Source organism: Streptomyces sp. NBC_00440 (genome assembly GCF_036014215.1).
In the GTDB taxonomy this organism is placed as follows: domain Bacteria; phylum Actinomycetota; class Actinomycetes; order Streptomycetales; family Streptomycetaceae; genus Streptomyces.
Genome location: NZ_CP107921.1, coordinates 3,576,655 through 3,589,539, shown reverse-complemented (window position 1 = coordinate 3,589,539; position 12,885 = coordinate 3,576,655). Strand labels below are relative to the sequence as shown.

Below are 12,885 nucleotides of genomic sequence, written 5' to 3'. Positions count from 1 at the left end.
CACCGGCGGTTGCCCTTGGCTGTGCGCCTCTCCGTTATCCCGCAGAATGGGTGGGAGAAGGTGCGCCCCCGGGCATGTCGGGCGCGGACGTTGACGCGGTCCTCTGGTCCGCTCCGCCCGTTGCTCGTACGCGAAGTTCGTCCGGCGCACCCGTGAGACGGCGTAGGAGAGAAGCGAGACCTGTGAGTGCTGCGACGACGAGAAGCCGTACCCCTGACCGCCTGTGCGCCGAGGCGGTCGGCCTCGCACGCGAGGCGGCGGAGGAAGCTGCCTTCCCCGGGGTGGTCGGCGAACACGTCTCTGTGGTGGCCGAGGGTGACCGGGTGGTCACCCACTACTTCGAGTGCAAGGAACCGGGCTACCGGGGCTGGCGCTGGGCGGTGACGGTCGCCCGGGCATCCCGGGCGAAGCTCGTCACGCTCGACGAGACGGTTCTGCTGCCGGGCTCGGACTCGCTGCTGGCCCCCGAGTGGGTGCCGTGGAGCGAACGGCTGCGCCCCGGTGACATGGGGCCGGGCGACCTGCTGCCCACCGAGGCGGAGGACCTGCGCCTGGAGCCCGGCTTCTCGGGCGAGGACGCGCCGCCGCCCAACTCCGTGCTCTCGGACGAGCTGGCGGAGCGGGTCGAGGCGGAGGACGCCGAGGTCACCGACCGCACATCGGTCCCGGCCCGCGGCACGGTCGCCGCGGTCGCCGACGAGCTGGGGATGCGGCGGGCGCGGGTGCTGTCCCGCTACGGCCTGCACCAGGCGGCGGACCGCTGGGACGAGGAGTACGGCGCGAAGACCCCGATGGCCCAGGCGGCCCCCGCGTCCTGTGTGACGTGCGCCTTCCTGGTCCCGCTCTCCGGTTCACTGCGACAGGCCTTCGGGGTCTGCGGCAACGAATTCGGCCCGGCGGACGGCCACGTGGTGTCCCTGTCGTACGGCTGCGGCGGCCACTCGGAGGCCGCGGTCATGCCGAAGCCACTGCGGCCGGCGCCGCTGGTACTGGACTCGACGGCCGCGGACCCGTTCGCCCTGCGCCCGGACCCGGAGGGCGGCTCGGTCTCGGCGGAGGCGGCTTCGGGGTCGGACGATCTGGGGCATTCCTGAGGGGTGAGGGGTGGGGTCGTCCCCGCCACAACGCCTCCCCCGGCTCCCGGGCCCTGCTGCTCCATCGCGGAGCCGACAGGGTCACAGGGGCCTGTTCACGCCTTCACTCCGCTACGGACACTTCGGGGTGCGCCGGGACGGGTGAGCGGGTATCAAGGTTGGAAAAGGTTCGGTCCGTCCTCAGCAGGAGGCATCTGCCGGGGCCGGTCGTAACGGGCCGTTCTGTGCGGGCCTGTACTCCATCAGCAGCTGGCTGCCCCGTGGGCCGACCGGGCGAAAGCCTGCCTTGCGCCATGCCCTGATGGCTCGGTGGTTGGAGGCTTCGGGGTCGACGGTGACCCGGCCCCATCCCAGGACGGTACGGAGGTGCCGGACGAGGGCGCGGGCGGCGTCGGGGCCGTACCCCTGGCCCTGTGCGTGAGGCAGGAGCACCATGTCGATGCCGCCTTCATGAGGGCCGGTGGTGACGTACTGGGCGTACCCCACGGAATCGACGCCCCTGAGGACCAGCAGCGACACCACAGCGGGACGCCGCCTTCCGGTGTACTTGGCGGCCACTTCCTCGCGGGTGAGAGGCCGCCCGCCCCAGTTGCGGACGAACCCAGGGTCGGCGAACCACTCGGCGAGCAGCGACAGATGCTCCTCCGTGGCGGGAATGAGTAAGGTCGCCTCGCCCGCGATGCCGCCCTCTGGCGTGTCCTTCATGGAATGCCGACCCTTCGTGCGCGTGTTCCGCCCATCGTTCCAGCCCGGGGGAGGCGGGGGCTCACGGTGTTGGTGAACCACCCGAAGCGCTGGTGCAGCACCCGAATGTCCCCTTGCCCGCCGTTGTCGGGGAGACCGGGTTACGGAGCTGAGCGAGTGCGGTCCGAAGCGCTTCCAGCTCAGCGATGCGTTCCGCGTTCCGCTCGGCGAGTGCTGCGTTCAGCCCTGCGAAGAACCGTGCGCGGTACGCGAGGTCCGTCTCGATGTGCAGAAGTTCCGCGAACAGAGCGGGCTGCTTGGGGCGTTGACGGGTGAGTACGAGCAGGATGCGGGGGAGGCGTCGCCGCATGAGGACCTGGAGCGCCCCGGCGACGAGAGCCAGCCGGACCAGCGAGTACGTCACTCCTGCTGCCCTCCGTGGTCGGTCTGCTGGTGGCGCCTGCGCAGGACCCGGCAGTCGGTCTCCCTGCTCGCGTCGTGCTCGGCCCTGGCGACTGCTTCGGCGAGGTCGAACTCCTCGCACTCCCGGCAGGACGCGTCGTCGGTCTGGTCGGTCACGGTTCCAGCCTCCTGCGGCTGCGGGCGTTGATGCGTGCGATCTCAGCGGTCAGCAGCTCTATGCGAGTCGGGGTCCGTACCTGCTCGGGACGGCCTCCCATTCGGCGCCACCGTTGACCGGCCGCAGTGACCAGTACGGGCCGGCCAGTCCCCGGAACTCCCCGGTTCGGTTGCCGTGCCCCGTATCGACCATGAGCGCGCCGAGATCCGGGGCGCGTGAGGGTTCCCGCCTATTCGGGGTGTTATGTGCGGACACCACCGCTCCTCTCCGTAGTCATTTCACTACCAAGCGGGCTCAGCGTGGCCTAGAGTCAGGATCCCTTCAAGTAATCTGGAACGAAGGATGAGTTGAGGCGACCGGATGGTCAATCGCAAGGAGTTAAACCCCGAGAGCAGCCCCGCTGCGGCCTACGGAGCCCGTATGCGCAGGTTGCGGGAGAAGCGTGGCTGGAGCCAGGAAGACCTGGCGGGGAGCCTGGAGTGTTCGAGCCAGCATGTTTCGGCTGTGGAAACTTGTCGTAAGCCGCCGACCCTTCCCTTCTCGCGCAAGGTCGACCTTGCCCTCGGTCTTACCGGATCGACCGACTCGTTCGAGCGCGAGTGGCGCGAGATGCGACGTGGCTCCCTGTTGGAAGGGTTTCCGGAGTACGTCGGCTACGAGGGTCGCGCAGTGGAGATCCGGCTGTTCGAGGTCGGGCTCATCCCTGGCCTGCTCCAGACATCGGAATACGCAAGGACACTGGCGAACGGTGACGTACAACGCGGGGCCATCACGCCCCAACAAGCTGATGAGCGAGTGTCGCTCCTCGCGGAGAGGCAAGCGGCGCTGGTGAGGCCGACGCCACCCATGGTGCTTGTGGTGATGGACGAGAGCTGCATCCGTCAGGCCATCGGTGGCCCCGAGGTCATGAAGGCTCAGCTTCAGCGTCTGGTCGAGGTCGCTGCTCTGCCCAACTGGGTGTTACAGGTTTCGCCCTTTGCCGTAGGCGCGCGGCGCTCGTTCAATCTGCCGGTCAATCTGCTCACCCTGGCCGACCGATCGATCATCGCGTATGCGGAATCGCAGGCTCAGGGGCATATGGAGCGAGAAACCACTGCGGTGGTACCCATGTTGACGGCTTACCATCAGCTACAGGCCGAAGTGCTGTCCCAAGCTGCTTCTGTGGCCATGATTCAGCAGGAATGAAGGGAATGTCCGTGACTAACGAGCCCCGCTGGTACAAGTCGTCCTACAGCTCGAACGGCGGTAACTGCGTCGAGGTCGCCCCTAACCTCGCCGCCCTGCGCGGCATCGTCCCCGTCCGCGACTCCAAGAACCCGGGCGGCCCGGTCCTGTCCATTCCCGCCAGCGCGTTCGCCGCCTTCGTGGCAGGCGTCAAGGGCGGAGAGCTCGGCGGCGTCTGAGCGTTCCCGGCCCGAGGTGTGCCGGTTCAGGGCTGATCCACCATGCGGTGGCATGCGCTCAGTGCGGCCCGTGCCACCCAGGCAGCGACTCTCACCGGCCCGCCCCGCCCCGTCACATCCGCACGCGCAACTTGTCCATGTGAGGGTGGAGTTCGTTCCAGACGCGTTGCCGTGACCGGAAGGACCGCGCCTCGGTGAACAGGAGCGGCGGGTCGAAGGTGTGCAGCTGTGTGCCCCAGCCCTTGGTGAAACGGATCACGGCGGACAGCTGCGATCCGTCGGCGGCGGGTGCCGTACGCGGGAGGTCCGGTAGCCGGGGAAATCCGCGGACCTGGGGGCCGCGTCGCGGAAAGCGTCCGGCCCCGCGCCGGAACTCGGCGGTGGCCTCGGCCGCGAACCGGCGGTACTGCTCAGCATCGCCGGTCACGAGGAGCAGCACGTGCGGTGGGTTGCGCAGGCGTACGGCCTCGCAGAACCGCCATATGTTCTCCGCCCCCGGAACGGCCACCGCGATCACCAGCCACGCATGGACCAAGGCGGCGGACGCCATGGGGCGGGTGTCGTCCGCCGGCAGGCCGAGGCGGGCCCACCGGCTGCCGGGCGCGGGGTCGTCCGCCGGGCCGACGGCGACGAATTCCCCGTACCCCGGGAACCATTTCTCGACGGCCCGGTGCGCTGGCTCGTCCCAGCCGGGGAGGCCGGTCCCGGGATGCAGGAGCAGCACGCTCTCCTCGGAGTAGATGTCCTCGGGGGTGCGGGGGCGGCGCCGGTAGGCGGTGGTGCGGCGCAGGGTCACGCGGAACCAGTACACGCCCAGGGCCACGAGCACGGGGCAGGCCCACAGCCACATAAAGGTGCCGTAGTGCGCTGCGCCCAGGGGTGTGAAGGCCGCCAGAGCCGTCATTCCGTAGAACCATAGGGACCACTGCCGGTGTACGTAGGACCGCGTCGACTCGGTCTGCGGGGCGGAACGGCTCTCCCGCTTGTCCGGGGGCGCGGCCGGGGCGACATCCGGCGGCAGTATCCGTACCCCGTGGTCGAGTTCCTGTTCACCGGATTCGAGACGTGCTTTGACGTAGCCGTAGAAGAGCAGCAGGGGCAGGGCGATGAAGACGGCCTTGGTGCCGGGGCTTCCGTGTCTGCCCTTGCGTATGAAGTCCGTGTACGGGAGCCAGAGCGAGAGAACCAGGAACATCCAGCGCAGCTGCCGGGGAACTCCCCAGGGCCTCACGGCCCGCCCCGGGAGGCGCAGTTCGAGTCGGGCGATGAAGCCGCGGACCGCCCGTCGCACGGCCAGCCGCGGCGAGAGGCGGGCCACCGCGTGTGCGGATCCGGTCAGCGGGGCGAACTCGGGCTCCCGGCCCGCCCCGAACACGATCGCGCCGATGAGAGGGGCACACCTGGAGCGCCGGGCGGACCGGGCGGGCCGGGTGGTGGTCCAGGTGATCTCGCGGTGGTCGGGCAGCGTCGGGACTGGCGGTAACCGCTCGCCCTGTGACGCGAGTTCGGGGGCGCGCCGGTCCGCGTACGCGGCCGTCAGTCTCCGGAAGCGGTCATAGCCGTCCGGGTCGTCGAGAACGATGAGTACGAGCTGCTCGGCCGGCAGCAGGCGTACCGCTTCCGTGTACTCCCACAGGGTGCCTTCGGCCGACTCGTCCGGGCTGATCGACGCCACCATGACGACGAGCCGGGACCGGCGGATCGCTTCGGAGACGGTGGCCCGCCAGTTGTCGTGGGGGAGATAGAAGCGGGCCGCGCCGAGCCGGGGCAGCCTCTCGCCGGGCTCGCCTACGCTGATCGCACGGCCCAGGCGCAGGAAGGGCAGGACGATGCGTTCCTCCCAGGTGCGCTGGGAGTCCACCGACGCCAGGCCGGCCAGCGCCAGCGTCCAATTCCACACGCCGCGCACCGGCTGGGTGGTGCCCAGTTCCTTGTCGCGGCCGAAGGCCCGGAGATACAGCACATAGGTGTGGTCCTCCAGGTGTTCGTGCAGTGCGGCGCCCTTCAAAGGACGCGAGGTCAGGACGCGCCTGGTGTACTGGAGGGTCTGCCGGGACACCGACTCCGCCCTGACCGCCATGAAGAGCGCGACCGGCGCCACGGCGATCTGCCACCAGACGATCGAATTCCCGGACACGGCCTCGGCGATGGCCGCCAGACCGAGCGCGAGCGCCAGCACCGCTGTGCAAGTGCCCAGGATGCCGGTCGTCAGCGACAGCCGAAGTCCGTCGTTCTCCTTTTCCCTGTTCCCCTTCATGCTCCCCCGTGGATGAAAGTGGATGAAAGTGGATGAAAGATGAAAGGCATCCACTGTTCCACGTGGCCGGCAGGTGTGTGTCAGATTGTTGTGTCAGGCGGTCCTCCGTGCGAAGGCTCACTCTCCTGCTCACGCACCGGGTGTTGAATGAGGCCATGTTCGATCACAAGAAGCTTGGCCGGACCGGGATTTCCGTTGCGCCGCTCTGTCTGGGCGGCAACGTATTCGGCTGGACGGCCGACCAGGAGCAATCGTTCGCCGTACTCGACTCCTACGCCGCCGCGGGCGGGAATTTCATCGACACCGCGGACTCGTACATGTACCACTTTCCCGGTAACGAGCCCGGCCAGTCCGAGAACCTCATCGGCGAGTGGCTCTCCGCGCGCGGCAACCGCGACGACGTGGTCATCGCCACGAAGGTCGGTGACCACCCGGAGCGCAAGGGACTGAAGCCCGCCAACGTCACGGCCGCCGCGGAGGATTCGCTGCGACGTCTGGGTACCGACCGTATCGACCTGTACTACGTCCACTTCGACGACGAGTCGGTGCCGGTGGAGGACATCGTCACGACGCTCGACGCACTGGTGCGTGCCGGAAAGGTGCGGGCCCTCGGGGCGTCCAACATCAGCCCGGCACGTCTGGACGCCATGCTGCGGTTCGCCCACCGGGAGGGCCTGGCGGGCTTCCAGGTGCTCCAGCCCCAGTACAACCTTGTCTCCCGCGACACCTACGAGGGCGAACGCCTGGACATCGTCCAGCGAGAGGGGCTGGCCTGTGTCCCCTACTTCGCCCTCGCCTCCGGATTCCTGACCGGGAAATACCGGCCGGGCCGCGCGGTGGACAGCGTGCGCGACCTGCCCGGCCTGGCCGGCGGGTACGCCGACAGCGAGCGCGGCACCGCGGTTCTCGCCGCCATGGAGGAGATCGCGTCGGCGCACGACGCGCAGATGGCCACCGTCGCCCTGGCCTGGCTGGCCCAGCAGCCGACAGTGGTCGCGCCGATCGCCTCCGCCCGGGTGGTGGACCAGGTGCCGGCCCTCGTCGCCCTGGCTGACCTGCGCCTCTCCGATGCCGAACTGCGGTCCCTGGAAGCCGCGTCTGCCTGACGGCAGCCGCACGTGTCTTGACGGTAGCCGCCTCGCCTTGCCGGCAGCCGCACGCAGCGCCCCGTCCCCGGTCAGGTTCGCGGGCTGATTCCCCGTACGATCAGGGTGAGCAGGCGGTCCGCTTCGGCGCCCGGGTCCGGGTGATGTTCCGTAAGCTCTACGGGAGTTGGGGTCCGCACCTGCTCGGGGACTGACCGCCTACCATCAGCTACAGGCCGAAGCTGTCTCCCAAGCGGCAACCGTGGCCATGATCGACCAGTTACGAAAGGGCACCCGTGACGACTGAAACTCCCCGTTGGCTCAAGTCCTCGTACAGCGGCAACGGCGGTCAGTGCATCGAGGTCGCCTCCCACCTCATCGCCTCGCGCGGCGTGGTCCCCGTCCGTGACTCCAAGAACCCGAGCGGTCCGGTTCTGGACATCCCCGCCACCGCGTTCGCCTCCTTCGTGGCGGGCGTCAAGGACGGAGAGGTCGACAGGTAGGGAGAGCCTCCTACCGGTCATTTGGTGCCAGAACGCGTTCGAGCAGACGCCTTGGACGCTCTTACCTGGGCTGCGCCACAGCGGTGTGCAGCTCGCGTACGCCGCTGGTGTGCGGGTGCCGGTCGGCGAGGTCGTCGACGATGGCGCGGATCGCGGGCCGGTCCCGGACTTCACCGGGGCTGGCCCGGTAGGCGTCCAGCAGTGCGCGGGCGGTCTGCTCGGGACGGTTCCATGCCCACCAGGCGCGCGCCATGTCCGTACCCATGCGCGCTTTCCGCTCTGCGGTCGGGAATTGACTGGCGCGCAGGTTCTTTCCGGCTTCCAGCGCGGCGCCGGCGTCGCCGAGCGCCCAGTGGACGCCGACGGCGTACAGGTCAACGGCGGGCGGGCTGATGGAGAACAGGCGCCCGGCCGGGGCCGTGGCCGGGAGCCTGCGGGCGGCGCGGCGTGCCTCCTCTGTCATCGCCAGGGCCTCAGTGCGCTGGCCACTCCGGGCGGTGGTGTAGGCCAGGGTGCAGAGCATCTGTGCGTACGCGGCGGAAGAAGCGTCCGTGCGCAGTCCGGTGGCCTCCACGGCGGAGGCCGCCGCCGTCATCAGCCGCTGGGCGACGGCACCTTGGTCCTGGTGGCGCAGCACGATCGCGAGCTCCCGGGCGGCTGCCGCCGTGGCGAGCGGTGAGCCGGAGACCTCGGCCCAGGTGCGGGCGCGGTCCGCGGTGAGCCGGGCGCGGTCGTAGGAGCCGACCTTGACGAGTACGGCTGAGGCGAGGCTGTATACGGAAGACAGGCGGGCCTGGTTCAGGGCGCGGCGGGAGCGGGCGGCGGAGTGCGCGTCGGCGATGAGGCCGGGCAGGGTGGCGAGCAGCTGCCCGTGGGTGCCCTGGTCGAACATCGCGCGGGCTGCGGCCAGCCGGGTGTCGAGCGGCCCGGCACCCGGCGGGGCGGGGGTATCGGCCAGGGCTTCGTCGAGCCCCACCAGAAGGGCGGCCGGCACGGCGGCCGCCGTGGCGGTGAGCAGTGTACGGCGGCGCATGGGGTCCCTCCTCGGCGTCACGCAGACTGGCCGTCACTCTAGTGGCCGCTGATGCTCTTGGGGGGAGCGGCGCCAGGGAACTCACCAGGACGTGTAGGGGCACCCCCACTTCCTCTGCGGCGCGGTGCACCAGAGCGAGATCAACGACCCGAGCGCGGCGTTCGAGGCGGGAGACGGTGGCCGGGGAACAGCCAAGCCGGTCCCCGAGCACCGCAAGCGTCCACGCGCGGTGCTCGCGGCCGAGCCGGATCAGCGCGCCGGGGCGCCGTTGCGCGGTCAGCTCGCGCACTTTCAGAGTGGTCCAGAGCGGGTCAACGGGCATCAAGACCCCTCCCACACTGCACAGTCGGGGGCGTTTCACGGTACGGGCACCCGGCGGGGACGTCGAGACCGTTTGCACGACATGCAAACGCCTTGCACAGCATGCCAGTTGATCACTGCTTGGCCGGTGGGTGCGGTGTGCTGGACGCGTCGCTCCGATCCGCGGGGCGCCGACCACCGGAGGCATCATGGCAACCGCAGCTGCACCCCAGGTCACCGACCCGGCGACCGGCCCGGTCCGCTCCGTGCGTGACGTCGTGCCGGTCGCCTTGTGGGAGAAGCAGGTGGCGCTCCTGCAGCGTGACTACCCGTACGACTCGGTGATGGCCGCCCGTGTCCTCGGGCAGGGCTACGCCTACCTGCTGACCGCGATGAAGCGCCGTGGCGAGAAGCTGGGGCTGGCGCCCAGCAGCCTCGTGGACATCGGTGTGCACATGATCATCCTGGACACCGTGGCGTACGCCGAGCTGTGCGACCGGCACAACGGCGGGCACTTCCTCCACCACATCCCGCTCGTCGATTTCAAGGAGGACGGCTCGGTGATGCGGACGGCACACCTGGTCGCCGCCGACGGCTGGGAGGTCGACCTGCCGCTGTGGGCGGATGCCGCGCCGTGCGGCCCGTGCCACCCCGGCAGCGACTCACACTGACCCGCCCCGCGTTCCCTTGGCGCTCCTGGCCGCTCGGCCAGGAGCGCCAAGCCCTGTACGGGTGAGATTCCGCCGAACCGGACCGTTCCAGGCGCGCACCGGCCAGGATGAGGCGGGTGATGACGACCTCCGCTGACCTCTGGCACCACTACGGCCGCACCCGTGCCGCCACCGATCAGGCCGTCCCCGAGACCTTCTACTGGGCCTGGGGCCAGGACGGCGGGCCTGGCTCGGAAGCCCTCGGCGACCTGACCGGCCGGTGCGTCGGTGACCTCGGCGCCGGATCCGCCCGGCACGCCGCCCACCTGGTGGCCCGTCACCAGCCCGCCCGGGTCGTCGCGGTCGACGCCTCCGCCGCCCAGCACGCCATGGCCACCGGCCTCTACTCCGACCTCGCTCCGCGCCTGCACCTGGTGCACGCCGACGTCGTGGAGCACCTGCGCACCATGCACGGTTCCTACGACGTGCTGTACAGCGTCTTCGGGGCCGTCGACTTCACCGACCCGCGCGACCTGCTGCCGGTCGCGGGTGCCGCGCTGCGGCCCGGCGGCCGGCTGGTCTTCTCCACCCTCGCCCACTACCTGAACGGCGAGCCCGCTGAGACAGATGTCGTGCACGCCGACATCCCGGCGAAGGCACCGGACGGAACCCCGACCACGATGCGCCGCTGGGTACTCCAAGAACACCTGTGGGCGAAGCTGCTCGACGCGGCTGGGCTGTCCGACATCACCGTCGACGTGCTGCCTGCACCCGGCGGCAGGCAGCGCACCGCTGACACGCTGCTCGTGACGGCATCCCGGAAGTAAGCCATTGATCTCGGAAGGACAGACATGGACCCCTCCCGCCGGAGCGTGCTCAATGCTGCCCTCTTCTCAGTTGCCCTCACCGTGCCCGACTGGCCTGATGTGGTGGGGCGTATGGAAGGTGCTCAGCGAGGGACCAGGACTCGCATAGGCATGTCCGACATGGCCACGGTCACCGCCATGACGGAACAACTCTCGTCCATGGATGATCAATTCGGGGGTCGTACTGCCAGGCCGCTCGCCGCAGCGTTCCTCGTGAATACCGTTGCGCCATTCCTTCGGACCGACGCGCCTGTTGATGTACGCAGGGCGATGATGTCGTACGAGATGGGGGAGCACCGCCCGTTCACCTGCCCCTGTACATACTTACGCTGCCGGACCGCCAACTCGTGTCGTACGCCGAGTCCGCGCATCGGGGGCATCTCGAAAGGGAAAGTACGTTCGTGCTGCCGCTGCTCACGGCCTACCATCAATTGCAAGCCGAAGCGCGCTCCCAGGCGTCGTCTGTGGCCATGATCAGCCAGTTACGAGGCACCCCGTGACCACCGAACTCTCCCCCCGTTGGTTCAAGTCCTCGTACAGCAACAACGGTGGCGCCTGCATCGAGGTCGCGGCCAACCTGGTTGCCCCGCGCGGCGTGGTCCCCGTCCGTGACTCCAAGAACCCGAGCGGTCCGGTTCTGGACATCCCCGCCACCGCGTTCGCCTCCTTCGTGGCAGGCGTCAAGACCGGAGAGTTCGGCACCGTCTGAACCCCCGGCCCGTGAATCAATGAGCATCGCGGCTGCCGGGGCGGGTGCCCGTCCGGGGTGCGGGCCCCGGCTGCGTGCCCGCCGGGTTGGCGTGTCAGACCATGGCGAGCCGGTCCACCAGCAGCTCCACCCTCTGCTCGGTGTCCTCCGGGGGCAGGCGTCCCGACCGGCCCAGGGTCGCAAGGCCGTGCAGGGCCGCCCAGAACACCTCGGTGAACAGCCCCGGGTGGACGTGGTCCCCGGCGACCTCGCCGAGCGTCTCCAGTAGCGCGGCGAAGGCGTCCTTGAGTGGTTCCGGGGTGTCCTCCTGTGCGAACGCCAGGCCGCCGTCGAGCTGGAAGATGGCGTCGTAGACCGCCGGGTTGCGTGCGGCGAAGTCGAGGTAGGCGCGGGCGAGGGCGGTGACCCGGGCGCGGGGGCCGTCCGCGGCGGAGGTCGCGGCCCGCAGCGCCGCGGCCATCTCGGTGGAGCCCTCAAGGGCGACGGCGCCGATGATCTCCCGTTTGCCGCGGAAGTGGCTGTAGAGGACGGGCTGGCTGTACTCGATGCGCTCGGCGAGCCGGCGGGTGGTGACCGCGTCCCAGCCCTGCTGCTCGGCGAGTTCACGGGCCGTCGCCACGATGAGACGCTCGCGGCCCGCCCGTTCACGCTCCTTGCGTTCCTGTACCGACATGATTCGATTCTAGCACCGCTAGACAAGCGATCGGCACTAGTACTAGCCTTGCTTCATTGGCTAGCAACGCTAGATTTCGGAGGGATCGTCATGCTCGATGCGCTTCAGGTCGTCACCACCGTGGCCTTCGGACTGATGGTGGGGGTGGAGTTCTCCGTCGCCTTCGTCATGAACCCGATCTTCAACGCACTTCCCGAGGACAGCGGTCAGCTCGCCCGCAGCCACGGGGGCCGGATGCTCGGCGCCGTGATGCCGTTCTGGTACATCGGCTCACTCGTCCTCGCCGCGGTCTGGGCCATCGCCGGATGGCACCACCACGGGACCGGCCTCGTCGTCACCGCCGGCGCGCTGCTGCTCGTCAGCGTGGTCATGTCGCTCCTGCTGCTCGTCCCGATCAACAACCAGGGCAAGACGTGGACCCCCGAGAACCGGCCCGAGGACTGGAAGGAGCAGATGCACCGCTGGGACCGCTTCCACTATGTCCGCGTCGCCATCCTCATCGCCGCCTTCACCCTGCTCGTCGCCGCCCTCGTCTGAGCCCGCGGGCCGGTGCCACAGGACTCAGCAATCCCACGAAGCTCACCGAGCTGACGAAGCCCCGCAAGGAGAAGAACAGTGTTACTGAAGAAGATCAACACCGTCCTGGCCGCCGCCTTCATCCTCTTCATCCTCTGGTTCGGGACGGAGTTCATCCTGAGTCCGGAGACGGCGGCGGCGGGCTTCGGCCTGCCGAGCCCGCCCGCCGGCGACGGTGGCGGCTTCCTGATCATCAAGGGAATCCGCGACGTCGTCCTGGCCCTGGTCCTGGGCATCCTGCTGGTGACGGGCCACCGCCGGGCGCTGGGCTGGACGCTGCTGGTGGAGTCCCTCGCCGCGTACGGCGACATGACCACCGTGCTGGCCCACCACGGCTCCGTGGCCACTGCGCTCGGCGTCCACTGCCTGACCGCGACACTGATGGTGGTCAATGGCCTGCTGATCATGCGCGAGACCCGCAGGGCCGTGGCCGCTCCGGCAACGCCCGCCCTGCAGCCCGCCTGACGCCACC

Annotated in this window: 16 protein-coding genes and 5 pseudogenes; 13 read left to right on the top strand and 8 right to left on the bottom strand. The window is 69.5% G+C overall.

Annotated features, from left to right (window positions below):
- Nucleotides 1–182 precede the first annotated feature (182 nt).
- Entirely contained in the window at nucleotides 183–1,094 is a 912-nt protein-coding gene (locus OHB13_RS16040; RefSeq protein WP_328377579.1) for a DUF3027 domain-containing protein, read from the top strand.
- 180 nt (nucleotides 1,095–1,274) lie between these two features.
- Here OHB13_RS16040 and OHB13_RS16035 read toward each other — a convergent pair whose 3' ends face one another.
- The 4 genes and pseudogenes from OHB13_RS16035 to OHB13_RS16020 form a co-directional block, all read right to left on the bottom strand.
- Complete coding sequence (locus OHB13_RS16035) at nucleotides 1,275–1,799, bottom strand: GNAT family N-acetyltransferase (RefSeq protein WP_266855661.1); 525 nt, start codon at nucleotides 1,797–1,799, stop codon at nucleotides 1,275–1,277.
- Between the two features lie 61 nt (nucleotides 1,800–1,860).
- Nucleotides 1,861–2,202, bottom strand: a complete 342-nt coding sequence (locus OHB13_RS16030) for a hypothetical protein (RefSeq protein WP_328377578.1) — start codon at nucleotides 2,200–2,202, stop codon at nucleotides 1,861–1,863.
- Nucleotides 2,199–2,357: a hypothetical protein gene (locus tag OHB13_RS16025; protein WP_328377577.1), complete on the bottom strand. Its 159-nt coding sequence runs from the start codon at nucleotides 2,355–2,357 to the stop codon at nucleotides 2,199–2,201. Before OHB13_RS16025 ends, OHB13_RS16030 begins: the two co-directional genes overlap by 4 nt.
- Nucleotides 2,354–2,550, bottom strand: a pseudogene (locus OHB13_RS16020) (hypothetical protein). Before OHB13_RS16020 ends, OHB13_RS16025 begins: the two are co-directional and overlap by 4 nt.
- A gap of 168 nt (nucleotides 2,551–2,718) precedes the next feature.
- On the opposite strand from OHB13_RS16020, the gene OHB13_RS16015 reads away from it, so the two are divergent.
- Both OHB13_RS16015 and OHB13_RS16010 read left to right on the top strand, forming a co-directional pair.
- Nucleotides 2,719–3,543 carry a helix-turn-helix domain-containing protein gene (locus tag OHB13_RS16015; protein ID WP_328377576.1) on the top strand — a complete coding sequence of 275 codons (825 nt, stop codon included), beginning with the start codon at nucleotides 2,719–2,721 and terminating at the stop codon, nucleotides 3,541–3,543.
- Nucleotides 3,544–3,548: 5 nt separating this feature from the next.
- Nucleotides 3,549–3,761: a DUF397 domain-containing protein gene (locus OHB13_RS16010; RefSeq protein WP_266855666.1), complete on the top strand. Its 213-nt coding sequence runs from the start codon at nucleotides 3,549–3,551 to the stop codon at nucleotides 3,759–3,761.
- Nucleotides 3,762–3,873: 112 nt separating this feature from the next.
- Here the strand turns inward: OHB13_RS16010 and OHB13_RS16005 are convergent, their stop codons facing one another.
- Complete coding sequence (locus OHB13_RS16005) at nucleotides 3,874–6,018, bottom strand: hypothetical protein (protein ID WP_328377575.1); 2,145 nt, start codon at nucleotides 6,016–6,018, stop codon at nucleotides 3,874–3,876.
- 155 nt (nucleotides 6,019–6,173) lie between these two features.
- On the opposite strand from OHB13_RS16005, the gene OHB13_RS16000 reads away from it, so the two are divergent.
- The 3 genes and pseudogenes from OHB13_RS16000 to OHB13_RS15990 all read left to right on the top strand — a co-directional run bounded on the left by OHB13_RS16000 (nucleotide 6,174) and on the right by OHB13_RS15990 (nucleotide 7,606).
- Nucleotides 6,174–7,124, top strand: coding sequence for an aldo/keto reductase (locus tag OHB13_RS16000; protein WP_266855668.1), 951 nt, complete (start codon nucleotides 6,174–6,176; stop codon nucleotides 7,122–7,124).
- A 190-nt stretch (nucleotides 7,125–7,314) separates the two neighbouring features.
- Nucleotides 7,315–7,410, top strand: a pseudogene (locus tag OHB13_RS15995) (transcriptional regulator); the annotation flags it as partial.
- The gene (locus tag OHB13_RS15990; RefSeq protein ID WP_328377574.1) at nucleotides 7,400–7,606 is read left to right on the top strand and encodes a DUF397 domain-containing protein; all 207 of its coding nucleotides are present in this window, start codon (nucleotides 7,400–7,402) and stop codon (nucleotides 7,604–7,606) included. The pseudogene OHB13_RS15995 and the gene OHB13_RS15990, both read left to right, overlap by 11 nt.
- A gap of 61 nt (nucleotides 7,607–7,667) precedes the next feature.
- On the opposite strand, the gene OHB13_RS15985 is transcribed toward OHB13_RS15990, so the two are convergent.
- Both OHB13_RS15985 and OHB13_RS15980 read right to left on the bottom strand, forming a co-directional pair.
- On the bottom strand, nucleotides 7,668–8,639 hold the full coding sequence (locus tag OHB13_RS15985; RefSeq protein WP_328377573.1) for a transcriptional regulator: 972 nt from the start codon (nucleotides 8,637–8,639) through the stop codon (nucleotides 7,668–7,670).
- 154 nt (nucleotides 8,640–8,793) lie between these two features.
- Nucleotides 8,794–8,961, bottom strand: a pseudogene (locus OHB13_RS15980) (helix-turn-helix domain-containing protein); the annotation flags it as partial.
- A gap of 187 nt (nucleotides 8,962–9,148) precedes the next feature.
- Between OHB13_RS15980 and OHB13_RS15975 the strand changes: the two are divergent.
- The 5 genes and pseudogenes from OHB13_RS15975 to OHB13_RS15955 all read left to right on the top strand — a co-directional run bounded on the left by OHB13_RS15975 (nucleotide 9,149) and on the right by OHB13_RS15955 (nucleotide 11,164).
- Nucleotides 9,149–9,610: a hypothetical protein gene (locus tag OHB13_RS15975; protein WP_328377572.1), complete on the top strand. Its 462-nt coding sequence runs from the start codon at nucleotides 9,149–9,151 to the stop codon at nucleotides 9,608–9,610.
- Between the two features lie 119 nt (nucleotides 9,611–9,729).
- Nucleotides 9,730–10,416 (top strand): class I SAM-dependent methyltransferase, encoded by a 687-nt coding sequence (locus tag OHB13_RS15970; RefSeq protein ID WP_328377571.1) that lies wholly within the window; start codon nucleotides 9,730–9,732, stop codon nucleotides 10,414–10,416.
- 24 nt (nucleotides 10,417–10,440) lie between these two features.
- A pseudogene (locus tag OHB13_RS15965) lies at nucleotides 10,441–10,734 on the top strand (tetratricopeptide repeat protein); the annotation flags it as partial.
- Nucleotides 10,735–10,743: 9 nt separating this feature from the next.
- A pseudogene (locus OHB13_RS15960) lies at nucleotides 10,744–10,955 on the top strand (transcriptional regulator); the annotation flags it as partial.
- Nucleotides 10,952–11,164 carry a DUF397 domain-containing protein gene (locus OHB13_RS15955; protein WP_328377570.1) on the top strand — a complete coding sequence of 71 codons (213 nt, stop codon included), beginning with the start codon at nucleotides 10,952–10,954 and terminating at the stop codon, nucleotides 11,162–11,164. The pseudogene OHB13_RS15960 and the gene OHB13_RS15955, both read left to right, overlap by 4 nt.
- A gap of 94 nt (nucleotides 11,165–11,258) precedes the next feature.
- On the opposite strand, the gene OHB13_RS15950 is transcribed toward OHB13_RS15955, so the two are convergent.
- Entirely contained in the window at nucleotides 11,259–11,837 is a 579-nt protein-coding gene (locus tag OHB13_RS15950; RefSeq protein WP_328377569.1) for a TetR/AcrR family transcriptional regulator, read from the bottom strand.
- A gap of 90 nt (nucleotides 11,838–11,927) precedes the next feature.
- Here OHB13_RS15950 and OHB13_RS15945 point away from each other — a divergent pair, with 90 nt between their 5' ends.
- Both OHB13_RS15945 and OHB13_RS15940 read left to right on the top strand, forming a co-directional pair.
- A complete protein-coding gene (locus OHB13_RS15945) occupies nucleotides 11,928–12,374 on the top strand; it encodes a DUF1772 domain-containing protein (protein ID WP_328377568.1) in 447 nt (148 codons plus the stop codon).
- A 78-nt stretch (nucleotides 12,375–12,452) separates the two neighbouring features.
- Nucleotides 12,453–12,878, top strand: coding sequence for a DUF4267 domain-containing protein (locus tag OHB13_RS15940; protein WP_328377567.1), 426 nt, complete (start codon nucleotides 12,453–12,455; stop codon nucleotides 12,876–12,878).
- Nucleotides 12,879–12,885 lie beyond the last annotated feature (7 nt).